This is a genomic window from Ewingella sp. C233 (genome assembly GCF_055407225.1).
The window spans coordinates 1,805,907-1,832,227 of the sequence record NZ_JBUZRI010000001.1 but is presented as its reverse complement, the minus strand read 5'-3'; the positions used below and the strand labels follow the sequence as shown (position 1 = coordinate 1,832,227).

Annotated in this window: 22 protein-coding genes; 11 read left to right on the top strand and 11 right to left on the bottom strand. The window is 52.6% G+C overall.

Annotated elements, in window-relative coordinates; translation table 11 throughout:
• Nucleotides 1-228 precede the first annotated feature (228 nt).
• Nucleotides 229-1,683, top strand: coding sequence for a protein adenylyltransferase SelO (locus ACZRKO_RS08280; RefSeq protein WP_463736729.1), 1,455 nt, complete (start codon nt 229-231; stop codon nt 1,681-1,683).
• Between the two features lie 8 nt (nt 1,684-1,691).
• Here the strand turns inward: ACZRKO_RS08280 and ACZRKO_RS08275 are convergent, their stop codons facing one another.
• The 8 genes from ACZRKO_RS08275 to ppsR all read right to left on the bottom strand — a co-directional run bounded on the left by ACZRKO_RS08275 (nt 1,692) and on the right by ppsR (nt 10,076).
• Nucleotides 1,692-2,480, bottom strand: a complete 789-nt coding sequence (locus ACZRKO_RS08275; RefSeq protein WP_463736728.1) for a heme ABC transporter ATP-binding protein — start codon at nt 2,478-2,480, stop codon at nt 1,692-1,694.
• Nucleotides 2,477-3,499 (bottom strand): FecCD family ABC transporter permease, encoded by a 1,023-nt coding sequence (locus ACZRKO_RS08270; RefSeq protein WP_463736727.1) that lies wholly within the window; start codon nt 3,497-3,499, stop codon nt 2,477-2,479. The genes ACZRKO_RS08275 and ACZRKO_RS08270 overlap by 4 nt, the downstream gene beginning before the upstream one ends.
• Nucleotides 3,499-4,287, bottom strand: a complete 789-nt coding sequence (locus ACZRKO_RS08265; RefSeq protein ID WP_463737506.1) for a heme/hemin ABC transporter substrate-binding protein — start codon at nt 4,285-4,287, stop codon at nt 3,499-3,501. The genes ACZRKO_RS08270 and ACZRKO_RS08265 overlap by 1 nt, the downstream gene beginning before the upstream one ends.
• A gap of 38 nt (nt 4,288-4,325) precedes the next feature.
• Nucleotides 4,326-5,363 (bottom strand): hemin-degrading factor, encoded by a 1,038-nt coding sequence (locus ACZRKO_RS08260; RefSeq protein ID WP_463736726.1) that lies wholly within the window; start codon nt 5,361-5,363, stop codon nt 4,326-4,328.
• A gap of 75 nt (nt 5,364-5,438) precedes the next feature.
• Nucleotides 5,439-7,523: a TonB-dependent hemoglobin/transferrin/lactoferrin family receptor gene (locus ACZRKO_RS08255; RefSeq protein ID WP_463736725.1), complete on the bottom strand. Its 2,085-nt coding sequence runs from the start codon at nt 7,521-7,523 to the stop codon at nt 5,439-5,441.
• A 99-nt stretch (nt 7,524-7,622) separates the two neighbouring features.
• Nucleotides 7,623-7,823 (bottom strand): hemin uptake protein HemP, encoded by a 201-nt coding sequence (hemP, locus tag ACZRKO_RS08250; RefSeq protein WP_463736724.1) that lies wholly within the window; start codon nt 7,821-7,823, stop codon nt 7,623-7,625.
• A 257-nt stretch (nt 7,824-8,080) separates the two neighbouring features.
• Nucleotides 8,081-9,127, bottom strand: a complete 1,047-nt coding sequence (locus tag ACZRKO_RS08245; RefSeq protein ID WP_463736723.1) for a 3-deoxy-7-phosphoheptulonate synthase — start codon at nt 9,125-9,127, stop codon at nt 8,081-8,083.
• Nucleotides 9,128-9,254: 127 nt separating this feature from the next.
• Entirely contained in the window at nt 9,255-10,076 is an 822-nt protein-coding gene (ppsR, locus tag ACZRKO_RS08240) for a posphoenolpyruvate synthetase regulatory kinase/phosphorylase PpsR (protein ID WP_463736722.1), read from the bottom strand.
• A gap of 509 nt (nt 10,077-10,585) precedes the next feature.
• Here ppsR and ppsA point away from each other — a divergent pair.
• A complete protein-coding gene (gene ppsA, locus ACZRKO_RS08235) occupies nt 10,586-12,970 on the top strand; it encodes a phosphoenolpyruvate synthase (RefSeq protein WP_463736721.1) in 2,385 nt (794 codons plus the stop codon).
• Nucleotides 12,971-13,373: 403 nt separating this feature from the next.
• On the opposite strand, the gene ydiK is transcribed toward ppsA, so the two are convergent.
• Together ydiK and ACZRKO_RS08225 are read right to left on the bottom strand one after the other, a co-directional pair.
• On the bottom strand, nt 13,374-14,471 hold the full coding sequence (ydiK, locus tag ACZRKO_RS08230; protein WP_463736720.1) for an AI-2E family transporter YdiK: 1,098 nt from the start codon (nt 14,469-14,471) through the stop codon (nt 13,374-13,376).
• A gap of 11 nt (nt 14,472-14,482) precedes the next feature.
• The gene (locus tag ACZRKO_RS08225) at nt 14,483-14,617 is read right to left on the bottom strand and encodes a hypothetical protein (RefSeq protein WP_463736719.1); all 135 of its coding nucleotides are present in this window, start codon (nt 14,615-14,617) and stop codon (nt 14,483-14,485) included.
• A 125-nt stretch (nt 14,618-14,742) separates the two neighbouring features.
• Between ACZRKO_RS08225 and ydiJ the strand changes: the two genes are divergently transcribed.
• Both ydiJ and ACZRKO_RS08215 read left to right on the top strand, forming a co-directional pair.
• Nucleotides 14,743-17,799, top strand: coding sequence for a D-2-hydroxyglutarate dehydrogenase YdiJ (gene ydiJ / locus ACZRKO_RS08220; RefSeq protein ID WP_463736718.1), 3,057 nt, complete (start codon nt 14,743-14,745; stop codon nt 17,797-17,799).
• Nucleotides 17,800-17,817: 18 nt separating this feature from the next.
• Nucleotides 17,818-18,237: a hotdog fold thioesterase gene (locus ACZRKO_RS08215; protein WP_463736717.1), complete on the top strand. Its 420-nt coding sequence runs from the start codon at nt 17,818-17,820 to the stop codon at nt 18,235-18,237.
• A gap of 106 nt (nt 18,238-18,343) precedes the next feature.
• Here the strand turns inward: ACZRKO_RS08215 and ACZRKO_RS08210 are convergent, their stop codons facing one another.
• Nucleotides 18,344-18,748 (bottom strand): hypothetical protein, encoded by a 405-nt coding sequence (locus tag ACZRKO_RS08210; RefSeq protein WP_463736716.1) that lies wholly within the window; start codon nt 18,746-18,748, stop codon nt 18,344-18,346.
• 483 nt (nt 18,749-19,231) lie between these two features.
• Between ACZRKO_RS08210 and sufA the strand changes: the two genes are divergently transcribed.
• From sufA to ACZRKO_RS08175, 7 genes are all read left to right on the top strand, one after another.
• Nucleotides 19,232-19,603, top strand: a complete 372-nt coding sequence (sufA, locus tag ACZRKO_RS08205) for a Fe-S cluster assembly scaffold SufA (protein ID WP_463736715.1) — start codon at nt 19,232-19,234, stop codon at nt 19,601-19,603.
• A 30-nt stretch (nt 19,604-19,633) separates the two neighbouring features.
• A complete protein-coding gene (gene sufB / locus ACZRKO_RS08200; RefSeq protein WP_463736714.1) occupies nt 19,634-21,157 on the top strand; it encodes a Fe-S cluster assembly protein SufB in 1,524 nt (507 codons plus the stop codon).
• A gap of 143 nt (nt 21,158-21,300) precedes the next feature.
• A complete protein-coding gene (sufC, locus tag ACZRKO_RS08195) occupies nt 21,301-22,047 on the top strand; it encodes a Fe-S cluster assembly ATPase SufC (RefSeq protein ID WP_463736713.1) in 747 nt (248 codons plus the stop codon).
• Nucleotides 22,022-23,323 (top strand): Fe-S cluster assembly protein SufD, encoded by a 1,302-nt coding sequence (gene sufD, locus ACZRKO_RS08190; RefSeq protein ID WP_463736712.1) that lies wholly within the window; start codon nt 22,022-22,024, stop codon nt 23,321-23,323. The genes sufC and sufD overlap by 26 nt, the downstream gene beginning before the upstream one ends.
• Nucleotides 23,323-24,543, top strand: coding sequence for a cysteine desulfurase SufS (gene sufS, locus ACZRKO_RS08185; protein ID WP_463736711.1), 1,221 nt, complete (start codon nt 23,323-23,325; stop codon nt 24,541-24,543). Before sufD ends, sufS begins: the two co-directional genes overlap by 1 nt.
• Before the next feature lie 28 nt (nt 24,544-24,571).
• A complete protein-coding gene (gene sufE / locus ACZRKO_RS08180) occupies nt 24,572-24,985 on the top strand; it encodes a cysteine desulfuration protein SufE (RefSeq protein WP_463736710.1) in 414 nt (137 codons plus the stop codon).
• A 259-nt stretch (nt 24,986-25,244) separates the two neighbouring features.
• Nucleotides 25,245-26,261 carry a L,D-transpeptidase family protein gene (locus ACZRKO_RS08175; RefSeq protein WP_463736709.1) on the top strand — a complete coding sequence of 339 codons (1,017 nt, stop codon included), beginning with the start codon at nt 25,245-25,247 and terminating at the stop codon, nt 26,259-26,261.
• Nucleotides 26,262-26,321 lie beyond the last annotated feature (60 nt).

Sequence of the window (26,321 nt, the reverse complement as noted above, 5' to 3'; positions counted from 1 at the left end):
GTCCCTTACGCAAATAATGCGTTGCTTTCCTGAATTCCCCCGGTCACTTACCTGTGTAAGCGCCGGGGATTCATTCCTTTGCCGTCCTGATTCAGCATAAAGAGTGTTGGGGGTAAGATTTCGACAACCCCTTTTCCAACCAAGATTGTGTACCTGAATATAATCTCCCTGCTTTTACTCCGTGTTAATCGATGCTCCGTGGTTCTACACTGAAAGAAAGGGGGACTTATGCCACAGTTTGAACATCACTATGCCGACCAGCTCGGCGGTTTTTATACCGCACTTAAACCCACGCCGTTAAAAGGCGCAAAGCTGCTCTATCACAGTGAGCCGCTGGCGCAGGCGCTGGGATTAGACGCCAGCCTGTTTGATACTGCACACCGCGAATACTGGTGCGGCGAGGCCTTTTTCCCTGGCATGAAACCTCTGGCACAAGTTTATAGCGGCCACCAGTTTGGCGTTTGGGCGGGCCAATTGGGGGACGGCCGCGGGATTTTACTCGGTGAGCAGGTTCTACCTGATGGTCGCCGCTATGACTGGCACCTGAAAGGTGCCGGGCTGACGCCATATTCGCGTATGGGCGATGGCCGTGCGGTGTTGCGCTCCGTCGTGCGCGAGTTTCTGGCGTCAGAGGCGCTGCACCATTTATCCATTCCGACCACCCGCGCGCTCAGCATCGTCACCAGCGACGAGCCGGTATTTCGTGAACAACCTGAACGCGGCGCTATGCTGATACGCGTGGCGGAGAGTCATATCCGTTTCGGCCATTTTGAACACTTTTACTACCGCAAGCAGCCTGAGCAGGTTAAACAGCTGGCTGATTACGTGATTGCCCATCACTGGCCACCTCTGCTGGAGAGCGAAAGTGACCCTTCCCGGCGTTATGCGCTTTGGCTGCAGGACGTGGTGGAGCGAACAGCAAGGCTGATTGCTCAATGGCAAAGTGTCGGTTTTGCTCATGGCGTGATGAATACCGATAACATGTCGATTCTCGGCCTGACCATCGACTTCGGTCCGTATGGTTTCCTCGACGACTACCAGCCCGGCTATATCTGTAATCACTCAGACCACCAGGGGCGCTACAGTTTTGATAACCAGCCCGCGGTGGCCTACTGGAACCTGCACCGTCTGGCGCAGACGCTCTCTGGCTTAATGAGCGCTGAACAGTTAGAGGGCGCGGTAAACGCCTATGAACCGGCGCTGATGGCAGCCTATGGCAAACTAATGCGGGGGAAATTGGGGTTCTTTACTGAAGATAAACAAGATAATGATCTGCTGACCGGCTTGCTGAGCCTGATGGCGAAAGAGGGGCGCGATCACACCCGCACCTTCCGCCTGCTCAGTGAGGTTGAGCAGCAGCAGTCCGCATCGCCGCTGCGCGATGAGTTTATCGATCGCGGGGCTTTTGACAGCTGGTATCAGCAGTACCGCCAGCGGCTGCAAAGGGAAGGGCAGGATGATGCCACGCGCCAGCAGGCGATGAAGCTCTCCAATCCGCGTATTATTCTGCGCAATTATCTGGCCCAGCAGGCGATTGAGAGAGCAGAGCTGGATGACATCAGCGTATTGACTCAGCTGCATCAGGCATTGCGTGACCCCTACAGCGATGCACCACAGTATGATGCGATGGCTGCTTTACCTCCGGACTGGGGAAAACATCTGGAAGTCTCCTGCTCAAGCTAAAACCTGTACTACTGCCGCAGGAAAACCTGCGGCACCGCCGTTTCAGGATGCCAGTTTACTCCGAGGTCAGCCTGATACCAGCGGGCAAGGATCTCTGCTGTCAGCACGTCAGCTGGCGTACCTGATGCCACTACGCGACCTTCATGCAGCAAGACAATCCTGTCGGCATACAGTGCAGCCAAATTCAGGTCATGCAAAACACAACACACTGACAGCGGGTTTTCGCGCGTCAGCTGACGTAGCAGACGTAGCGTATGCTGTTGATGATAAAGGTCCAGCGCGGACGTTGGCTCATCGAGAAACAGCCAGCTGGGCGAGGGCTGCGGTTGCCACAGTTGGCTTAATACGCGAGCCAGCTGTACCCGTTGCTGCTCACCACCGGAGAGCTGACGATAGTCGCGATCGGCCAGTGTCAGGCAGTCGGTTTGCGCCATGACCTGATGCAGCGCCTCGGCGTTATGGGTTTTCGCGTGAGGTGCCCGGCCAAGGGTAATGATTTGCCGCACGCTGAAACCAAAAGCCAGCTCGCTGCTTTGGCGCATCACCGCACGGGTACGTGCCAGTTCCTGCGGGGGCCAGTCAACAAGCGCTTTACCCTGCAATTCACAACGCCCTTGATCCGGTTGCAGAAACCCCGTCAGCAGACGCAATAACGTCGACTTTCCCGCCCCATTCGGTCCGATCAGCGCGACCATTTCGCCCCCTTTCAGCTCAAGGGAAACGTCATCGATTAACCGGCGGTGACCGGCAGAAAGGAACAGGTTTTCCGCCCGCAACGTGGAGGAAGAGTGAGTCATCGGCGCGTTCCCGGACGTAAAATCAGCCATAAAAAATAGGGTCCTCCCAGCAGGCTGGTCAGCAGACCCACGGGCATTTCAGCGGGGGCGACCAGAGTTCTTGCCAGCGTATCGGCCAGCAGTAATAAACAGGCCCCGCCGAGGGCAGAACCCGGCAGCAGCCAGCGGTGATCAGCACCGACGCGCAAGCGTAAAAGATGCGGGATAACGAGCCCGATAAACCCGATAACCCCCGTCACGGCCACCGCAACACCGACCAGCAGAGCACTGAGCAGCAATAACTGTAACTGTGTCTTGCGAACATTCACCCCGAGATAGTGGGCATCTTCGTCACCCAGTTGTAATAAATTCAGGCGGCGTGACAGGAAAAAGGTTGTAAGGCATGCGGGCAGAATCAGCGTTGTTGCCACGCTTAGCGTCGACCACTGTGCCTGACCTAAACTGCCCATACTCCATAACGAAAACTGGCGCAGCTGCTGATCATCGCTGACGTAGGTCAGCACACCCACCGCCGCACCGCACAGTGCATTAATGGCAATCCCGGCCAGTAACAGGCGCGAAAGATTGCCGTGGCCGAAACGACTCAGGGTGAAGACGATGAGTGAAATCACCAGACTGCCAGCAAAAGCTGCAAACATATGTCCGTACAGGGCGACTACCGGCGGCAGGGAGAGCGGCATCACTATCATCAGCGCGACAAACAGCGCCGCGCCGCTGCTGATACCCAGTAATCCGGGGTCAGCCAGCGGATTGCGAAACAGCCCTTGCATCACCGTACCGGAACAAGCGAGGGCGCAGCCCACCACCACAGCAAGCAGAACCCTAGGCAGGCGGATCGTGAGCCAGATTTGCCACATACCGTCATCCAGCGGGCGGCTTATCAGTGTGCGAAAAGACAGCGACATGGCACCGGAATTCACTGCAATCACCGCCAGAACCAACAGGATGGCTGTGAGTCCCAGCAGCACCCTGACCGGCGTGCTGGTACGCAGATAAGCGAGTGTGGTCAACGAACTCATTATTTAACCTGTTCTGCGGCCTGACGCAGGGTGGCCAGCACGGTGGGGGTTTCAAGGCCAAAGCCCAGCAGCGACATATCGTCCAGCACCAGCACCCGATGGTTTTTCCCTGCAGGCGTCAGCGCCAGACCTGGCAATTTCCAAACCTGATCCAACCCGCCCAGCGTGCGAACACCATCGGTGGTGATCAGCAGCAAATCCGGTGCGCTGGCAATAATGCCCTCCTGCGATAACGGCCGGTATCGGGTGAATCCCTGCATGGCATTTTGCGCGCCCGCAGAGGTTATCATCGCGTCCGCGGCCGTGTTCTGCCCGGCAGCCAGCGCGGTAGTTCCACCGTGATTCATCACAAACAGAATTTTGACCGGTAACGGCCCATGCTTCACGGCGGCTAATTGCTGACGATATATTGCAATCAGTTTTTCACCTTCAGACTGCCGATTGAGGGCATTGGCGATCACGTCAATTTTTTGCGGGACCGTATCGAGCGTGGTATTGCCTGGGATCCGCACCACGGTCACGCCGTTTTGCGCCACCTGCTGTAATACCAGTGACGGCTCAGCCAGTTCGCTGCTCAGCACTAACGTCGGTTTCATGGCCAGAATACCTTCGGCATTCAGCTGGCGCATGTAACCCACATCTGGCAACTTTTTGACTCTCTCAGGATGCAGGCTGGTGCTGTCACGAGCCACCATCTCATCCCCGGCACCCAGCGCATAGACGATTTCCGTCACATCGCCGCCGATGCTGATCACGCGTTCTGCCGCGTGCGACAGTGGGGCCAGCATGCCTGTCAGCGCGATCACCACTGCACTCAACTGACGATTCATGCGGCGATGTCCTCGTTGCGCAGCGCGGCCACCTGCTCGCGCCATTGCTGTTGTTCCGGATGACCTTCGGTCCTCTGGCCGTAGAGCTGCGCGATTTGCGTGCCGTCCGCGGCGAACAGTTCCAGACTGGTGACAAACCCGTCTTTGGTCGGTTTGCGCGTGACCCAGCTTTCGGCAATAGCACCTTCAATCAGGTGCAGGGTAAAGCGCGAATTGAAGATGTTGATCCATTCGCCGTGCGGTCTGACTTTCTCGATTTCACCGGTGAAAATCTGCACGCAACCCGGGTTGCCAACGAAAATCATAATTTCGTTTTTGTCATCACGTGCGGCTTCCAGAATTTGCGCCAGTGAAGCGTTATCCACGCTGTATGCCAGATCGTCGCCTACGGCGCGGAAAGCCTGCTGACGGCTGAGATTATGGCGGCGCAGTAACTGGAAAAACTGGTGGACGTCCGTCATTGCACGCCATTCGGCATCTATATCTGCCATCTCTGACTGAACAGCATCATTTTGCAGCTTTTTGACCTGAGTTATCTGTAACGGCGGATTTTCCTCGCTGCGGTACTGGGCCACCAGAGCATCCCAGGCGGCCATGTCCGTTTCACCGGTGGTATACACTTTGTGTACCGCATGGCCTGCTGCGTTAAAGAACTGGATGCTGTGGCGATCGCCCTTAGGGTGACTTTCCGTCATGCAAAAGATATGCATCCAGTGCTGGAGGAACAAACGCAGATCCAGCGCACGCGGATTGAGGATAAGCCCCGCATGGCCGTTCAGATGCTGATTCTCATACCGCCCCAGTTGCTCATGTACGGCGTAGTCATTCCGGGTGATGGATTTGGTTTCACCCACCGTTTCCAGTGAGGTGAGCAATGTACGAGCGTCAACGTCCAGACGCCCGGCATCGTGAGAAACGCGCAGGTGCGTCAGCTCAGCTTCGCTGATGGTGAGAATTTCAGCCAGATCACGCGCATACTTTCCAGGGTTGGCTTCTTTTACCTGCAGATAATTTTCGTAACTTACTGAACTCATTGCGCTGTCCTCGCATGTATTTGTTGATAACGCCCGGCACTTCGTCCGGGCGGTGAAGAGGGAAGGATTAACCCGTTACCACTGATAGCTGACGAACAATTTGGCGTTGCGTCCGTCCTGCGGAATGCCTTGCGGTGAATAGGACTCTTTGTCGAAGGCATTACCCAGCACCACGGCGGTGGTCATGCCTTTCCAGCTGTCGTGACCTTTATAGCTGACATAGAAGTCGTTGATGGCGTAACCCGCCTGATCGGCATAGTCAGATGTCACGTGCGTTGAGCGTTCAACAAAAGTGCCGACCCAACCCAGGGAGAACGCTGTCCGGGCAACCGGTACGTCAAGCGTACTGACCACGGTGTCCGGATTGATACTGGCAATCCAGTCACCAGTTGCTTCATCTTTACCCCGGGTGCGGTTATAGGCCACATCCCATGAGAACCAATCGGTTTTGTAGCTCATGGTGGCGTCCCAGCCCCACAGTTTTGCCCGGTCAATGTTGGTCGAATAGGTGCTGCAATCGATGCAGTAAGGTCCGTTACGGCCAAATCCGAGGTTCATGGTGACGCCGGTGGTGATGTAATCCTTCGCCTTGGTATCGAAGTAGCTGGCTTTAAATTGCAGATCATCATTCGCCATCATCAGGTCATTGAAGCGCAGACCGAAACCGTACTCCTGAGTCTCATTAGTTTCTGGTTTCAGATTTGGGTTCGGCACCCAGTTATTGGTGATGGTGGTTCTGCCCATCGGGATAGAGAAGTGCACCGAATCGTTGTACATCTCGCCCATGGTTGGCGCGCGGAATGCCTGTGCGTAGGAGCCAAACATCATCAGCCAGTCAGTCGGGTTGATGCTCATCGCGCCGCGGGAAGACCACTTATCGGCATCGACATCGGCGTAACCGTCGCTGCTGCCACGGTAATTGTCATATCGGGTACCGGCCAGAATCGAGACCGGCAAGTCACGCAACGTGATCTCATCCTGCAGCCAGCCGGAGCCGAAATTAATGTCCGCCTGCGGGAAACTGGTGGTGGCACCGCCCGGCGTTTGTTCCTGCTTGTAGGCTTCACTGCCGTAAGTCAGCAGGTGCGCAGCAAAGGTGTCAGTAAACACGCGCGAGCGGTTTTCCAGCTTTGCTCCTTTAGTCGTCTGCTTTCGCTCTTCCTCACTGCCGCCATCCGGGCGGGCATTGATTTCCACTTCGGAATAGTAGACATCGGCTTTGGCATCCAGCCAGTCCTGACCCAGCGGTTTAAGGTTATAGCTTAGCTGGGCATCGCGCTGAATGGTCGAACGGTCAGTCCAGACGTTGCCGCTTGAGACATCCGGCGTCTGCGGATTTTTCGGTTCTTTTGCACGGTTATCGTAATAGCGAAGATTGGTGCTGACTGATTGTGCCGGGTCCATCTGCCAGGTGCCTTTTGCCAGCACGTTGCTGATGGTCTCATCGTTCGGCGCATTGAAACTGTCACTCTGTTTGATATCGCCCACGTCGCGGGTCCCAAAAGAGAGCAGGCCGTCGAAATTATCGATTTTACCGTAGGTGCTGGCACCCATGCCAAGGCTGTGATCGCCTGTCGCGCCCGTGCCGAAGACACGGTATCCCATGTCCTGACCGGGCAGCAGCAAATCAGCCGCATCGACGGTTTCATAAGAGATAACACCCCCCAGCGCGCCGCTGCCGTACAGCAGGGCAGAGGGGCCACGTACGACTTCGATTCGTTTGACCAAGCCGGGATCAATAAAGGTGCTGTTGAGGTGCCCGGTATCTGTGCCTTGACGGATGCCATCCACCAGTGTCAGCACGCCACGGCGATCGTAGCCGCGCAGGGAAATGTCCTGACCGTTAGTGCGTCCGGTACCGCCAACGCTCAGCCCCGGAGCGCGGCGCAGCATGTCAGCGGACGACGACGAGGTCAGGCTCTCTGCGCTGGTGCCGTCAATCACCGTTACCATCATCGGTGCTTCAAAACTGTCGCGGGCATTACCCGTCGCGGCCACCGTTAAGGTGTCTTCCTGTGCTCTCTTGTGGGCGTTGGAATTCTTTTCAGGGGAACTGGATGCCGGTGTTGTGGTGTCGGCCTGGGCTACCAGCGGCAGAGCACAGGCAATCGCCAGGCTCAGGGATGAAAAACGCAGCCGTGTGGTAAGGGAGTGAAGCATGGGGCAATTCTCCGTATGTTTTCACATATCAATAGATTTGCTGGCTGCCTTGATCTTCGGACCTGGGTGGCTGGCGGTAAAGTAGGTAGGGTGTACCGGTTATTTTGTCAGTATCAGTTTTCCGGCTTTGGTCTGACGTAACTGATAGCGTTGTCCATGATGAAGAATGGTGGCGACGCCAGCATTGCCCAGCAGATCCGTGCTGGAAATACATAGCCCGCTGGCAGCCTCTCCATCCTGACTTTTCAGCGATAAATCGCCGACGTCTGGTGGCGTAAAGTGTTCAGGTTGGTCATTCATAGTTACAAACGTTAATGGCAATTAATATCAATGTAATAATCATTATCAAATCATTGACACAGCACATCAAGAGAAATCTGATATTAAATCATCAGTTATCTGACGTTTAACCACAAATCTTGCAGGGGGAGGGAAAACTGTGAGGTAAATCAGCAGTTGCGAACAAGTGACAGAAAAGTGATAAGAGAAAAATTGCATTAAAAAGGGGCAACGCGATGTGCCCCTTGGAAATAGATGAAATGTGATTCGGGATAGGATCAGAAACGGCTGTTAGTCGCCTCAGCCAGCATGGCCAGCAAGGTCTCTGTATCTTCCCAGCTCAGACAAGGATCAGTGATGGATTTGCCATACGTGAGTGGTTTACCCGCCACAATCGGTTGGGTGCCTTCTTCCAGGAAGCTTTCGGCCATGATCCCGGCGATGGCAGTTGAGCCAGTGCGGATTTGCTGGCAAATATCTTCTGCCACTTTCAGCTGCAAACGATGCTGTTTCTGGCAATTACCATGACTGAAATCGACCACCAGTCGCTGCGGCAAATCGAACTCTGACAGATTGCGGCAGGCTTCCTGCAAATCATCAGCATGGTAGTTTGGCTTTTTTCCCCCACGCATGATCACGTGACCGTAAGGGTTACCCGCCGTGCGATAAATGGTCATCTGACCGGTTTTATCCGGCGAAAGGAACATATGGCTGGCGCGTGCTGCGCGGATGGCATCGATAGCAATGCGGGTATTGCCGTCAGTACCATTTTTGAAACCCACAGGACACGACAGGGCAGAAGCCATTTCGCGGTGGATCTGGCTTTCCGTCGTCCGCGCGCCAATCGCACCCCAGCTAATTAAATCAGCAATATACTGGCCGATCACCATATCCAGGAATTCAGTCGCGGTAGGCATACCTAGTTCGTTGATTGCCAGCAGAACTTTACGGGCCAGTTCGATACCGTGATTTACGCGATAGGAGCCGTTAAGCTCGGGGTCAGAAATTAAGCCTTTCCAGCCCACCACGGTGCGCGGTTTTTCAAAATAAGTGCGCATTACGATTTCAAGACGGTCGTGATAACGTTCGCGCAGAACGTTCAGTTTCGCAGCGTAATCTATTGCGGCTTCGATATCGTGGATGGAGCAGGGACCAACCACCACGAGAAGACGCGGATCTTCGCCGCTGATGATTTTTTCAATTCTTTTACGTGATGCCATCACGTTTTGTGCAACCGACGGGGAAACCGGCAGTTTTTCTGCCAGTGCCTGAGGTGTAATCAGGCTGTCGATGCGCGTCGTACGCAGTTCATCTGTCTGTGACATGTGGTTCTCTAAATTTTTTTCTTCGCTACGGCAGGAATACCGGGAAGTGATGGCGATCACAATAACGCAAAATTGGATGTTTTCAACCTCAGACGACAGGTTATGCCGTCTGGGTCAGTAAAAGCCGCTAAAACATGCGGCGGCTCATGCCAAAGCTGTCCATGATTTTGGCTGAAATCTCTTCAACGGAATAGTTTGTACTGTTGAGATAGCGGATCTGATTTTTACGGAAAAGCGCCTCGACCTCTGACACCTCCATCCGGCACTGACGCATAGACGCGTAGCGACTGTTTTCTACCCGCTCCTGACGTATGGCGGATAACCGTTCCGGGTCGATCGTTAAGCCGAACAACTTATGCATGTGCGGTTTCAGGGCGGGAGGCAGCTGGATGTTGTCCATGTCATCGGCCGTAAACGGGTAGTTGGCTGCACGGATACCAAACTGTAATGCGAGATAGAGGCTGGTCGGGGTTTTGCCGCAGCGTGAAACACCGAGCAGGATCACCTGCGCCTGATCCAAATTGCGTAATGAGATACCGTCATCATGTGCCAGCGTGTAGTCAATGGCCGCAATACGGGCGTCATATTTGCTGATATTGCTGGCCGTCAAACCGTGTGTACGGTTGGCTATCGGTGTCGGATCAACGCCCAGCTCATTTTGTAACGGAGCCACCAAAGCCTGAACAATGTCCTGACAGAAGCCTTCGCTGCTGACAATGATGTCACGAACCTCCCGCGAAATAATTGAATAAAACACCAGCGGCCGCGCCCCGGTCTTTTCATAAATTTCATTGATTTGCAGACATACAGCTTTCGCACGGCCTTCATTTTCGACAAAAGGAAGGGAAAAGGTAGTGGCGTTCACCGGGAATTGTGACAGCACGGCATGGCCCAATACTTCTGCCGTAATGGCCGTACCGTCTGAAATATAAAATACGCATCTGTCCACTTTAAACTCCTGAATTCCCAATATCTGGCTCACTCACCGGCCAGTATTTTCATTTAACTTCCCGCTCAGATAAACAGTAATAGCCGTATTGTCGGAAAATAAAAAGCAGAAAACTTTTATTGCGCAAACTCTGCGAGATATTGCGCAATTTTGCTGAGAAAAATGAAATGACATTTTATTTTTTCAGAGAGTTCTCGCACGGTTTTGATTTGCTTCAGCACAACTTCAGCCAAGCTGATAACTTATCGGCATGTTGAAAGTGCGGCGCGTGTCTTCATGATTTGTAACCAATTACTGTTCCATGGTGCTAAAGGTAAGCGTGAAGGGTCTGGAATTTTCTTAAACAGAAAGAGTTTAAATAGCTGGATCGATTCACCTGTCCAAGTGTTATGGATCATTATGCTAGGCTGAAATAACTGACCCACTCAGTGGTAAGCCACATTACTTACCTCAACTACTAGCCTGCTTAATGTAAAAAGTAGCCTACTGAATTAAGAAAGGATTGTTTCATGGCCAATCTCGAACCCGATTTACGCAATGTTATCTGGTACAACCAGCTAGGTATGAACGACGTTGACAAGGTCGGGGGTAAGAATGCCTCGCTGGGGGAAATGATAACTAATCTGTCCGATCTCGGCGTGTCCGTGCCGAATGGCTTTGCTACAACGTCACAGGCGTTTAACGATTTCCTCGATCAAAGCGGTGTGAATACGCGAATTCATGATTTGCTCGACACAGTGGATGTTGATGACATCAGCCAGTTGACTAAAGCAGGGGCTCAAATCCGTCAGTGGATCGTTGAAACCCCTTTCCAGCCAGCGCTGGAAAAAGACATCCGCGAAGCCTATCAGCAACTTTCTGAAGGTGAAAAAGACACGTCGTTTGCCGTCCGCTCTTCCGCGACGGCCGAAGATATGCCGGATGCCTCATTCGCCGGCCAGCAGGAAACCTTCCTTAATGTGCAGGGGTTTGACGCAGTCCTGACTGCGGTTAAGCATGTTTATGCGTCTTTGTTTAATGACCGTGCGATCTCTTATCGTGTCCATCAGGGCTATGACCATCGGGGCGTGGCGTTGTCTGCCGGTGTTCAGCGCATGGTGCGCTCTGACTTAGCTGCCGCCGGTGTAATGTTCACCATCGATACCGAATCCGGCTTTGATCAGGTGGTGTTTATCACCTCCGCTTATGGCCTGGGAGAGATGGTCGTGCAGGGTGCCGTTAACCCTGATGAATTCTATGTGCATAAGCCGACGCTGGCTAAAAACAAACCAGCCATTGTGCGTCGAACTATGGGTTCGAAGAAGATCCGCATGGTGTATGCCGACAGCCAGGAGCACGGTGAGCAGGTACAAATTGAAGATGTGCCCGCCGAACTGTGCGAGCGTTTTTCACTGACTGACGATGAAATTCAAGCGCTGGCGCGTCAGGCGCTGCTGATTGAAAAACATTATGGTCGCCCGATGGACATCGAATGGGCCAAAGACGGGCACAATCAGAAGCTGTATATCGTGCAGGCGCGTCCGGAGACTGTTCGCTCTAACGGTCAGGTGATGGAACGCTACCAGCTCAATGGCAGCAGTAACGTGCTGGTGGAAGGGCGTGCTATCGGCCATCGCATTGGTGCTGGCCCGGTTAAAATCATTCATGACATCAGTGAAATGCACCACGTGAAAGCCGGCGACATTCTAGTGACTGACATGACCGACCCAGACTGGGAGCCGATCATGAAAAAAGCGTCAGCTATCGTCACGAACCGTGGCGGCCGAACCTGTCACGCAGCGATTATCGCCCGTGAACTGGGGATCCCAGCGGTCGTGGGCTGCGGTGATGCAACGGACAAGCTCAAAGAGGGGCAGAAAGTCACCGTGTCATGCTCGGAAGGTGACACGGGCTATGTGTACGAGGACGAGCTCGACTTCAGCGTGCAGAGTTCAGAAGTGAATGAACTGCCAGAATTGCCGCTGAAAATTATGATGAACATTGGTAACCCTGACCGTGCGTTTGATTTCGCCTGTCTGCCAAATGAAGGGGTTGGTCTGGCCCGCCTTGAGTTCATCATCAACCGTATGATTGGTGTCCATCCAAAAGCATTGCTGGAATTTGATAAACAGGAACCGGCATTGCAGGAAGAGATCACTAAGCTGATTCAGGGTTACGACAGCCCGCGCGAATACTACGTGGCGCGCCTGACGGAGGGGATCGCCACTCTTGGTGCAGCATTCTGGCCGAAACGCGTCATCGTACGACTGTCTGACTTTAAATCTAATGAGTACGCCAATCTGGTGGGCGGAGAAAAGTACGAACCTCATGAAGAGAACCCGATGCTGGGCTTCCGTGGCGCTGGCCGTTACGTATCAGATAATTTCCGCGACTGTTTTGCGCTGGAGTGCGAAGCCATGAAACGGGTACGTAATGATATGGATCTCACTAACGTTGAAGTGATGATCCCGTTCGTTCGTACCGTCGCGCAAGCCGAAGCCGTGGTGGCCGAACTGGCCCGTCAGGGGCTTAAACGTGGTGAAAACGGGCTGAAGGTCATCATGATGTGCGAAATCCCGTCCAATGCGTTGCTGGCTGAACAGTTCCTTGAACATTTCGACGGCTTCTCGATTGGTTCAAACGACATGACGCAGCTGACGCTCGGTCTGGATCGTGATTCAGGTGTGGTTTCTGAGTTGTTCGATGAGCGTAACGAATCGGTAAAAATGCTGCTTTCCATGGCGATTAAAGCGGCGAAAAAACAGGGTAAATACGTTGGGATTTGCGGTCAGGGGCCATCCGATCATCAGGATTTCGCGCAATGGCTGATGGATGAGGGCATCGACAGTTTGTCTCTCAACCCGGATACCGTGGTGCAAACCTGGTTGGCGCTGGGTGAAAAGAAACTATCCTGACGGGCGCGGTTATTTTCGAATGAGTCGAAGCCGTGGTGTTGAGCCACGGCTTTTTTTATGGCATTTGTGGCAAATTCAGGGCAAAAAAAAGCCCATCATGAGAGATAGGCAAAGACTACACACAGCAATTTGGTTTATGCAGGCTCAGGGGAAAGCTTGCATATAAATCATGGGGTTGAAATCCGAACTGTTAATAATACTAGGGTTCTGCGAGGTTTCCGTCTGTAAGATTTGTCTTAATAGCAATTATTTCTATAGCTAACTAATTAATGAAGTTTATCAAAAGAGGAAAGCGGTGATCTTAAACGCAGGAGTGTAAGGAGAGGGGGATACTGAGAGCGGCAATATTATGCTGCCTGTCTGCGAAATGCGGCGTCGTTATGACAGGCAGCGTGGTTAAGGTTTATTCTTCGAGGGACCGGGCAACCTGATGAATATCGTGCTCAGGTTCGGGCGCCTCATTGACCCACAGTGAAATCAGGCGGTAAGAGACTGCCAGCACAACCGGGCCAATAAACAGGCCAATCATGCCGAAGGCAAACAGACCACCGATAACCCCGGAGAGGATCAGTAACATTGGTAAATCTGCACCCATACGGATGAGCACTGGGCGAAGTACGCTGTCGAGCGACCCTACCACGCAGCTCCACACCAGCAGCACCGTGCCCCAGGTATTATCACCGGTCCAGTACAACCAGATGATGGCGGGAATAAGCACCAGTAAAGGACCGATTTGCGCCACGCAGCAGACAAACATCACTACGGTCAGCACCGTTGCATAAGGAATACCGGCGAGAGCCAGACCGATCCCCCCCAATACTGACTGAACAATGGCGGTCACCACAACACCCAGTGCGACCGCACGGATCGCCTGACCGGCCAGAATAACGGCAGCGTCGCCGCGCTCGGCAGCCAGACGCACAGCAAAGTGGCGGATACCCATTCCGACCTGTTCACCACGGCTGTAGAGCAGGGCGCTGAATAAGAGCATCAGCGAACAGTGAACAATAAAGCGTCCCAGATGACCGGCCTGAATCAGGAACCATGAGGCGGTTTGTCCGACGTAGGGCTGCACTTTGGTCATTAACGCATTGCCGCCACCGTTAATCATAGAATGCCAGCCGCTATATAGCTTATGGCCGACCAGAGGAATCGAACGCAGCCACTGGAAGTCGGGCATATGCAGGCTTGACGGGTTGCCGGCCAGTTGTACCAGGGGGGCGCCGTTCTCAATGGCGCTGCTCACCAGCAACGCAATAGGCAGAACAAACAGCAGAATAAGCAGCAGTGTCATCACGATCACCGCCAGGAAACGTTTACCCCAAAGCAACCTTTGCAGTTTGATCATTAAAGGCCAAGTGGCGATCACCACCATGCCCGCCCAAGCAAAACCTAAAATAAAAGGCTGAACAATCCAAATACTGGCGACGGTCATCAGGGCGATAAATAACACCCCGAACATAATCTGAGGCAAATCATAACGTTTAATCGGGAGATTCATTCTTCGTTCTCTTAGTAAAACAGGGCAATGTGCCTGAATAACGCTTTCAATTTTTGCAGGTCATGATGTTGGTAAGCATGGTGCATTTCGCCATTTTTGGACAGCACGCCGCACTTTTTGTTATCAGCCAGCGCGAGTTTTTTCATACTGATGAAGTTCAGGAGATAACTGACCACACTCAGACGAAGCGCTGGAAAACGAAGTATGTTAGTTTTTATATTGGGTAAAGAACAGGGCCCGGCAAACAACAACAAAGACAGAGTCAAAATAAATGATCCCACAGATTTCACAGGCACCTGGCATTATTCAGCTGGTGCTCGATTTTTTGGAAGCCTTAAAGAAAGACGGGTTTACGGGTGATGTTACAACAACCTATGCCGACCGGTTAACCATGGCGACCGATAACAGCGTGTATCAGCTCTTGCCTGATGCCGTGCTGTTTCCAAAAGCCACCTCTGATGTTGCTCTGCTGGCACGGCTGGCCGGGCAGGAGCGCTTCCGTTCGCTGGTATTTACGCCACGCGGTGGCGGTACAGGCACCAACGGACAGTCGCTCAACCGCGGAATTGTGGTGGATATGTCCCGTCATATGAACCGTATTCTGGACGTCAACGTTGATCAGGGTTGGGTAAAAGTTGAAGCGGGCGTCATTAAGGACCAGCTCAATGATTATCTGCGTCCGCTGGGTTATTTCTTCTCTCCGGAACTCTCCACCAGTAACCGGGCGACGCTTGGCGGGATGATTAATACCGACGCCTCGGGTCAGGGTTCTCTGGTCTACGGAAAAACTTCCGACCACGTGTTGGGATTACGCGCCATTGTGATTGGCGGTGATATGCTCGATACGACGGCGATGCCGACAGAGCTGGCCGATAAACTCGGTGAAGAAGATTCGGTCATCGGCCGTATTTACCGGACGGTGCTCGACAGTTGCCGCGATAATCGCGCGCTGGTTATCGAAAAATTCCCCAAACTTAACCGTTTCCTCACCGGTTATGATCTGCGCCACGTGCTAAGCGATGACCTGCAAACCTTTAACCTGAGCCGCATTCTCACCGGTTCCGAGGGTTCGCTGGCCTTTATCACGGAAGCGCGGCTCAATATTATTCCTATTCCGAAAGTACGGCGGCTGGTGAATATTAAGTACGATTCGTTCAACTCAGCTTTGCGTAATGCACCCTTTATGGTTGAAGCAAAGGCGTTGTCGGTGGAGACGGTTGATTCGAAAGTGCTGAATCTGGCCCGCGAAGATATCGTCTGGCACACAGTGTGTGATTACATTACCGATGTTCCCGGTAAGGACATGCAGGGTTTGAATATCGTTGAATTTGCCGGAGACGACGGTGAACTGATTGAACGCCAGCTTGAAGCTCTGTGTGAACGCCTTGATGGTTTGATCAGTGATGGCGAAGGCGGTGTGATCGGTTATCAGATTTGTGCTGACTTGCCGGGCATTGAGCGTATTTACAATATGCGTAAAAAAGCCGTGGGCCTGCTGGGCAATGCAAAAGGTCAGGCGAAGCCGCTGCCCTTTGCGGAAGACACCTGCGTACCACCGGAATTTCTGGCTGACTATATTGTGGAGTTTCGCGCACTGCTGGACAGTCATCACCTCAGCTATGGCATGTTCGGGCACGTCGACGCAGGCGTGCTGCATGTGCGCCCGGCGCTAGATATGTGTGACCCTCGGCAGGAAGTCTTGCTTAAACAGATTTCTGATCAGGTTGTGGCACTCACGGCCAAATACGGTGGTCTGTTATGGGGAGAACACGGTAAAGGTTTCCGCGCTGAATACAGTCCGGCTTTCTTTGGCGAAACGCTGTTCAATGAGCTTCGCCGTATCAAATCTGTTTTTGATCCCGATAACCGGCTCAATCCGGGCAAAATCTGCGCGCCGCTAGACTGTGATGAACCGATGATGAAAGTGGACGCTGAAAAGCGCGGCACGCTGGACAGGCGTATTCCGCTGGAGGTTCGCCAGTCATTTCGTGGTGCCATGGAGTGTAACGGCAACGGTCTCTGTTTTAACTTCGATGTAAAAAGTCCGATGTGTCCGTCGATGAAAATTACCGGCAGCCGCATTCACTCGCCAAAAGGCCGTGCTGGTCTGGTAAGGGAATGGTTGCGTCTGCTTTCGGAACAGGGCGTGGATCCGCTGGCGCTGGAAAGTGTGCTACCGCAGCAGAAGATGAGCTTCCGGTCACTGATAGATCGTACCCGTAACACATGGTATGCCAATAAAGGCGAGTACGACTTTTCCCATGAAGTGAAAGAGGCGATGTCAGGCTGTCTGGCGTGTAAGGCGTGCTCGACGCAGTGTCCGATTAAAATCGATGTACCGGGCTTCCGCTCGCGCTTTCTGCAGCTGTATCACACCCGTTATCTGCGCCCAGCGCGTGACTATTTGGTGGCAGGCGTCGAAAGTTATACGCCGCTGATGGCTAAAGCACCGAAGGTGTTCAACTTCTTCTTTAGTCAGCCCTGGGTGAGGGAGATGAGCCGCAAAAGTATCGGCATGGTTGACCTGCCGTTGCTGTCGACCCCGACGCTGCGTCAGCAATTACTCGGTCACAGTGCGACGACGATGACACTTGAGCAGCTGGAAAAAATCAATCCGGCCCAGCGCAGTAACTATGTACTGATTGTTCAAGATCCCTTTACCAGTTATTACGACGCGCAGGTGGTGGCCGATTTCGTCCGTCTGGTGGAGAAGCTGGGGCGAAAACCTGTTCTGCTGCCGTTCTCACCGAACGGCAAAGCTCAGCACATTAAAGGCTTCCTGCAGCGGTTCGCCAAAACGGCTAAAAAGACCTCCCTGTTTCTTAACCGCGTGGCTCAGCTTGGGATGCCGCTGGTGGGCGTCGATCCCGCGCTGGTGCTCTGCTATCGCGACGAATATAAAGAGATTCTGGGTGCAACGCGCGGGTCATTCGAAGTACAGCTGGTGCATGAATGGCTGGATAAGCTGCTGAATGAATTGCCGGCACAGCAGCAAAGCGGCGAGTCCTGGTATCTATTCGGACATTGCACCGAAAGCACGGCGCTGCCGGGCAGCAGCAAGCAGTGGATTGACATTTTCGCACGCTACGGTGCCAAACTTGAGAATGTGAGTGTCGGCTGTTGCGGTATGGCCGGGACATATGGTCACGAAAGTAAAAACATTCAAAACTCGCTCGGTATTTATGAACTGTCGTGGCACCAATCCTTACAGCGTCTGCCGCGCCAGCGCTGTTTGGCAACGGGGTATTCATGCCGCAGTCAGGTAAAACGGATTGAAGGCAATGGCTTACGCCATCCTTTACAAGCATTACTGGAATTGATCCCTTAAAGGTTGCAGGAGCAGCAGATGGCTTTTTGGAAAAGAGAGACCACACTCGAAGCGCTTAATCAATACAGTCAGGGGTGTATGGTCGCGCACGTCGGGATTGAGTTTACAGTGCTGGGTGAAGATTACCTTGAAGCGACCATGCCGGTTGACTCGCGTACGACACAGCCGTTTGGCCTGCTGCACGGCGGTGCATCGGTGGTACTGGCAGAATCAATGGGGTCGATGGCTGGTTATTTATGTACCCGCGGGGAACAGCAAATTGTCGGGGTTGAGATCAATGCCAACCATCTGCGGGCCGCTACCCGGGGTTACGTGAAAGGAGTGTGCCGGGCTTTACATACAGGGCGTCGTAATCAGGTCTGGCAAATTGAAATTTTCGACGAGCAGGAAAAGCTGTGCTGCATTTCACGGTTGACGACAATGGTGATTGATATCTAAACCGTCACCGGCTTTTGATCAGAACGTAAGGACAAGACGGAAGCATTTTCAGTGCTTCCGTTTTTTTATTTTTGCGGCGAGTTGCAGCTAATTTGTTGAAATTTGGTTAAAGCTGGAAAGGAACGCGTTTAACGAAGTCAGTCTGAAAGGCTGTCGCTTTGTCCCAGATGCCCAGCATGGCATAATAGTGACAAATCAGTTTCAGCGTATGACGGGCAAAGTGGTAACTCTGCACGCGAAACAGCTCATTACGATGCGGCGTGTTGATCTCAAGAATAAGGCGGTTATGCAGCTTGCACAGGGCGTGCAGGTAACTGTGATCATCGCCATTTTGCAGACATATATTGGCCATGTCGAGGCAGTGCGTGTTGAAGCGCTTGAGCTGGCTGATGTCAGCATCTTCCCGGCGCAGTGCGGCTTCCGTCATATAAAAGTCTACGGTGGCATCGCGAATAGTAAATTTGTATTCGTCGATTTTACTTTGCAGCCACGCATTAACAGATTGAGCCATTCGCGTCAGTCCGAATTTTGAATGATAACCATTATCAATTTAAGAATCTATCATATTGGCAAATAAGCGAGGGATCAATCGCAGCGTCGGCTTTTTTTTCGGCGGGGTTATCAGCGGCAATACCCATTAATTTAGTGTGGAAATGAGGCAAAAAAAGGCATTTCCTGACTATAAATGGACGAATTCATAAATAGGTATTTCCGATGAATGTTTTATAATAGTTATCAGGAAGACTATTTGTCTCGCGGCTGCCGTGGGGCATTCACTTTTTTTAACAAAAAATTGACAACTTATTCAATGTGTTGATGGCTGCGGTGTTAAAGACCCGCCAGCGGCCGGCCTTAAAAAGCGCAGGCGTTGAGTGACTCACCTCACGCGAAATCGCTATACCCTCTTAAAACAAGAGGTTGAAGTGATATAGGTTATCACTAGAATAGGCACAATAGGTCTGGTCTATGACCCTGAAACGATGAGGTAGGACAGATGCAAACTGAAACTGTCGGCACGTTCTCTTTAGATGAGAATATTTGGCAAGGCGTGACGTTGACTGACTCTGCTGCGAAGCAGGTAAAAACGTTGATAACTCAGGATCCTGAGGTGAAGGGACTACAGCTCTCTGTGAAGCAGTCCGGCTGTGCCGGTTTTGCCTACGTGCTGGACCTGACCAAGCAACCCGCCAGTGATGACGTGGTGTTTGAGCATGATGGCGCGAAGTTATTTATTCCGTTGAAAGCCATGCCTTTCATCGATGGTACCGAGGTGGATTTTGTCCGTGAAGGGCTGAATCAAATATTTAAATTCAATAATCCTAAAGCTCAGCATGCCTGCGGGTGTGGCGAAAGCTTTGGTGTCTAACATTATTGTAAACGAAGCGATGTAACCAACATGTCACGAAGCAACGTAGAAATTCCAGACGATGTGCAGTCTTGGGTCGGTGAGGGAGCGAAATACAAGGAAGGGTTCTTCACTCAACTGGCAACCGATGAATTAGCATCTGGCATCAACGAAGATGTAGTACGTGCCATTTCCGCGAAGCGCAATGAGCCTGAGTGGATGCTGGAGTTCCGTCTGCAGGCTTACCATGCTTGGCTGAAAATGGAAGAACCACACTGGCTGAAAGCGTATTACACGCCGCTGGATTATCAGGATTACAGCTACTACTCAGCGCCTTCCTGCGGCAGTTGTGATGACACTTGCGGCTCGCAGCCCGGTGCAACACAAGAGTCGCCAGCACATGCGCACGGTGTCCCTGTGCCTGAAGGTAAAAACTACCTGACCAGTGAGGTGGAAAAAGCCTTTGAGCAGTTAGGTGTTCCGGTGCGTGAAGGCAGGGAAGTGGCGGTCGATGCCATTTTTGACTCCGTGTCTGTCTCCACGACATACCGTGAAAAACTGGCTGAATCTGGCGTTATTTTCTGCTCATTCGGTGAAGCCATTCACGAATACCCGGATTTGGTGCGCAAATATCTCGGTACGGTTGTGCCTGCCCAAGATAACTTCTTTGCGGCGTTGAATGCTGCTGTGGCCTCTGATGGCACCTTCGTTTATGTTCCGAAAGGCGTACGCTGCCCGATGGAACTGTCGACCTATTTCCGCATCAATGCGGCGAAAACCGGTCAGTTCGAACGTACTATTCTGATTGCCGATGAAGGCAGTTACGTCAGCTACATCGAAGGCTGTTCAGCGCCGGTGCGCGACACCTATCAGCTTCATGCGGCAGTGGTTGAAGTCATTTTGCACAAAGATGCTGAAGTGAAATATTCCACTGTGCAGAACTGGTTCTCCGGCAGCAAAGACAGCACCGGTGGGATCCTGAACTTCGTCACTAAACGTGCACTGTGTGAAGGGGCAGGTTCCAAAATGTCCTGGACGCAGTCTGAAACGGGTTCTGCGATCACCTGGAAATACCCGAGCGTCATCCTTAAAGGTGATAACTCAATCGGTGAATTCTTCTCTGTGGCGCTGACCAGCGGCCAGCAGCAGGCGGATACTGGCACCAAGATGATCCACATTGGTAAAAACACCAAGTCGACCATTATTTCCAAAGGTATTTCCGCCGGTCACAGCCAGAACAGTTATCGCGGTTTGGTAAAAATTCTGCCGTCTGCAGAAAACGCCCGTAACTTTACCCAGTGTGACTCCATGCTTATCGGCCCGGACAGCGCGGCGCATACCTTCCCTTATGTGGAAGTGCGCAACAATACTGCCCAGCTTGAGCATGAAGCCACCACCTCGAAAATTGGTGACGATCAGCTGTTCTACTGCTTACAACGCGGTATCAGCGAAGATGATGCCATCTCAATGATTGTTAATGGTTTCTGTAAAGACGTCTTTTCCGAGCTGCCGCTGGAGTTCGCTGTTGAAGCGCAAAAACTTCTGGCCATCAGCCTTGAGCACAGCGTTGGATAATTGTTAACAAAATCCTGACGCCTTTTCCTGCGTACGCCTGCGTTTCTTTCCCGTAAAAATCCGGGCGCGGCAGGAGTCTTAAAGAACTGACACAGTAAGAACCACAGAATTATGAGCGCTCAGGCGCAAACTCAAGGATACGTATGTTAAGCATCAAGAATTTAAAGGTCCGTGTCGAAGAAAAGGAAATTCTTAAGGGACTTGATCTGGAGATCAAGCCTGGGGAAGTGCACGCCATTATGGGCCCAAACGGCTCAGGTAAAAGTACGCTTTCCGCGACGCTGGCCGGACGCGAGGACTACGAAGTTACCGACGGTACCGTGCAATTCAACGGTAAAGATTTACTGGATCTCGCTCCGGAAGACCGGGCAGGCGAGGGCGTATTTATGGCCTTTCAGTACCCGGTAGAGATCCCTGGCGTCACCAACCATTTCTTCCTGCAAACTGCCGTTAACGCCGTACGCAAATACCGCGGCCAGGCACCGATGGATCGTTTTGACTTTGCTGATTTCATCGAAGAAAAAATTGCCATGCTGAAAATGCCGGCAGACTTGTTGACCCGTTCCGTCAACGTCGGCTTCTCCGGCGGTGAGAAAAAACGTAACGACATTCTTCAGATGGCTGCCCTTGAGCCTAACTTGTGCATTCTTGATGAAACCGACTCCGGTCTGGACATCGATGCGCTGAAAATCGTTTCTGACGGCGTGAACTCTTTACGCGACGGCAAACGTTCATTCGTTATTGTGACCCACTACCAGCGTATCCTCGACTACATCAAGCCTGACTACGTGCACGTTCTGTGGCAGGGCCGCATTGTTAAATCCGGCGATTTCACCTTGGTTAAACAGTTAGAGGAGCAGGGTTATGGCTGGCTTACAGACGAAGAGTAATGTCCCTGCGGCGGGCAGTTCGCACGCCATGCAGCAGTTGTATCGTCTGTTCGAAAGCGCAGGCGGTGAGCTTTCAGCACATGCACATGCTCACTGGCAGCAGGTTTTACGCATCGGTTTCCCGAATGCCAAGCTGGAAAACTGGAAATACACCCCGGTTTCGTCCTTGCTCGGTAACCAGTTTTTTGCACCGCAGCTTCATGCGTTATCTGTTGATGAGCTGAACGCGGTTGCGCTGCCGGTTGAATCTTATCGCCTGGTGTTTGTTGATGGTCGCTTCGATGCTGATCTCAGCGACAGTCAGACGGGTGCCTTTGAAATTGAGAACCTCAGCCCTTCGGTGCAGCAGACGCTGCCGGAGCCGATTGAGTCTGAAGTTTTCTTGCATCTGACTGAAAGTCTGGCGCAGGACGGTCTGTCTGTCCGTTTACCTGCCGGTAAACAGGCGGAGAAACCGCTTTATCTGCTGCACATCAGCAGTGGGCGTGAGCGGGCGCGTGAAATCAATACCGTTCACCATCGCTACCACCTGAACATTGAAAACGGCGCGAATGCAGAAGTCATTGAGCATTACGTCACGCTCGGTGAGAAAGGGCACTTTACCGGTGCACGCCTGACGGTAAACGTCGGCGATAACGCGGATTTCACCCATTATAAACTGGCCTTCGAAAGTCAGGCGAGCTTCCATTTCTCGCACAATGATTTGGTAATTGGCCGTGACGCGCGCGTTGCCAGCCACAGTTTCCTACTGGGCGCGGGTCTGACCCGTAATAACACCAGTGCGCAGCTGAACGGCGAAAACAGCAATCTGGATATCAACAGTCTGGTGCTGCCGGTCGATGCAGAAATTGCGGATACCCGTACTTACCTTGAACATAATAAAGGTTACTGCAACAGCAACCAGCTGCATAAAGTGATCGTACGTGACCGCGCCAAAGCCGTGTTTAACGGCATGATTAAAGTGGCGAAACACGCATTGAAAACTGACGGCAAGATGACCAACAACAACCTGTTGCTTAGCAAACAGGCCGAAGTGGACACCAAGCCACAGCTGGAAATCTATGCCGATGACGTGAAATGCAGTCACGGTGCGACCGTTGGCCGTATTGATGACGAACAGCTTTTCTACCTGCGCGCACGTGGCATCAGCGGTCAGGATGCTCAGCACATGATTATTTTTGCTTTTGCCGCCGAGCTGACTGAAGCGATTAAAAATGAAACCCTGCGCGATGTAGTCATTGCCCGTATTGCTGGCCGACTAAATCGAGGTGAGTAATGAGTTTTCCCCTGGAAAGAGTTCGTAGCGATTTCCCTCTGCTGAGCCGTGAAGTTAACGGCCAGCCTCTGGCCTACCTTGACAGCGCGGCCAGCGCGCAGAAACCCCGTCAGGTAATTGAGCGTGAGCTCGAGTTCTATGAGCATGGTTATGCTGCGGTTCACCGCGGCATTCATACCTTAAGCGCTGAAGCCACTGAGCAGATGGAAAACGTTCGCACACAGGCTGCGCAGTTTATCAATGCGTCCTCCGCCGAAGAAATCGTTTTTGTTAAGGGCTCAACCGAAGCCATTAATCTGGTCGCCAATACCTTTGGGCGAACTGCGCTGCACGCCGGTGACCGCATTATTATCACCGAGATGGAGCACCACGCGAACATCGTGCCCTGGCAGATGCTGGCGAAAGAGCGTGATTTGCATATCGACGTCTGGCATCTGACGCCAAACGGCGAGCTGGATCTTTCTGAGCTGGAAACGCTGATCACGCCACGCACCAAATTGCTGGCGCTGGCGCATGTTTCCAATGTGCTGGGTACGGTCAATCCGATCGAGACAATCATTCCTCAGGCGAAAGCCGCGGGGCTGACGGTGCTGGTGGATGGCGCGCAGGCAGTAATGCACTATAGCGTGGACGTTCAGGCGCTGGATTGCGATTTCTACGTCTGGTCCGGACACAAGCTGTACGGGCCTTCCGGTATCGGGATCCTTTACGGTAAAAAAGCGTTGTTGGAACAGATGCCACCGTGGGAAGGCGGCGGCTCTATGATCAAACACGTGAGCCTGACCGAAGGGACGACCTTTGCTGCGCCGCCTTGGCGTTTCGAAGCGGGTACGCCGAATACAGCCGGTATCATGGGGCTTGGCGCGGCGATGAGTTATGTCAGCAGCCTTGGTATTGCGCAAATTCATGACTACGAACAGTCACTGATGAGCTATGCGCTTGAAGCTATGGCGCAGGTCCCGGATATTGTCATTTACGGTCCGGCCATCCGTTCCGGCGTCATTGCCTTTAATCTCGGCAAGCATCACGCTTATGATGTGGGCAGCTTCCTGGACCAATATGGGATCGCCATTCGTACCGGACATCACTGTGCGATGCCATTGATGTCATTTTACGGCGTTCCGGCCATGTGCCGCGCATCGCTCGCGATGTACAATACCCGGGAAGAAGTCGACCGTCTGGTCGCAGGGCTGCAACGCATTCACCGGCTGTTGGGTTAACCGATAGGCCATTATCAGGACCTGTTTTATGGCTTTGCCAGATAAAGATAAATTAGTTAAAAACTTCTCCCGGTGCCCGAACTGGGAAGAAAAATACCTTTACGTAATTGAACTGGGTGGGCAGCTGGCGCCGCTTACCGAAGAATACCGTCAGGATAAAAACCTGATTTCTGGCTGCCAAAGCCAGGTGTGGATTGTCATGCAGGCCGGTGAGAACGGGCAGCTGAGCTTCCACGGTGACAGTGATGCCGCCATCGTCAAAGGTTTGCTGGCGATTGTTTTCAGTCTCTATCAGGGGCTGACGGCGCAGGATGTAGTGGCGCTTGACGTCCGCCCATTCTTTACGCAGCTGGAACTGAGTCAGCATCTGACGCCTTCCCGCTCGCAGGGGCTGGAAGCCATGATCCGTGCTATCCGTGCCAATGCTCAGCAACTGAACTGAATCTGCGTTAATCTCTTCGTTGCTCATTAGGAATGTTCTGCTAATGAGCAACGCAACTTCTCCTCTTTTTCTCGCCCGTTTGCTGTTTACTCCTGATTTTTCAATTCACTATCCCCGCCTGTTTTACTGGCATTTACAGCAGGTAACTTTCTGATTTCCTGTGGTTTGATTGCCACAGAATTCCATGCTGCTAGTATTAACAAACACGATGATTGTCTTTCCTCAGATTGTCTGAGGGCAGGCTGAAAAAGGACTGAGTATGAGACGCACCTTACCCCTTCTGGCGATGTTAGTTGGCACCCTGATGGCAACGCATTCCATAACCGCAAGTGCAGCAGAATATCCACTCCCGCCGGACAACAGCCGTCTGATTGGTGAGAACACGACGTACGTCGTTCCTAATGACGGGTTGCCACTGGAAGCCGTTGCGGCGAAATACCAGATTGGTTTGATTGGCATGCTGGAAGCAAATCCGGGCACTGACCCTTATCTGCCTAAGCCAGGCACCGTGCTGACCATCCCTTCCCAAATGCTGCTGCCGGATACCAAGCGTGAAGGCATTGTGGTGAACCTGGCGGAGCTGCGTCTTTATTACTATCCGAAAGGTGAGAACAAGGTGATTGTTCTGCCGATAGGTATTGGTCAGCTTGGGCGCAATACGCCGGAAATGGTCACCTCCGTCAGCCAGAAAATCCCCAACCCGACGTGGACTCCAACGGCCAATATCCGTAAAGCGTATCTGAAGGATGGCGTGAAGCTGCCGGGGATGGTGCCTGCGGGTCCTGAGAACCCGATGGGGCTGTTCGCAATGCGCCTCTCTGCCGGGACCGGGCAATATCTTATCCACGGCACCAATGCCAATTTTGGTATCGGAATGCGTGTGAGCTCGGGCTGTATCCGTTTGCGCCCGGATGACATTGAAGCGTTGTTTAATATGGTGCCGAAAGGGACGCGTGTGCAGATAGTCAACCAGCCCATCAAATTTGACGTTGAACCGGATGGAAAACGCTACATAGAAGTACACCAGCCGCTGTCCCATACCGAGAAAGACGATCCGCAGACCAAGCCTATTCCACTGACGGCTTCTGCGAAGAAGTTCGTTATGAATAAAGAGACCGATGATGATGTCGTGAAACAGGCAATTGAGCGCCGTTCCGGTATGCCGGTGGTTGTCAGCAAAGGTGTGGAGGCGACGGATGCACCTCCTCTGGTCGCAGCGCCACAAACGACAGAAAATACGGTACAGAAACCTTATGAGACTGCTGATAACCAATAATGGCTCTGTGTGCGTTTGAGTAAGGTTTAAACCAGAGGGGCGGGTTACCGCTCCTTTTTT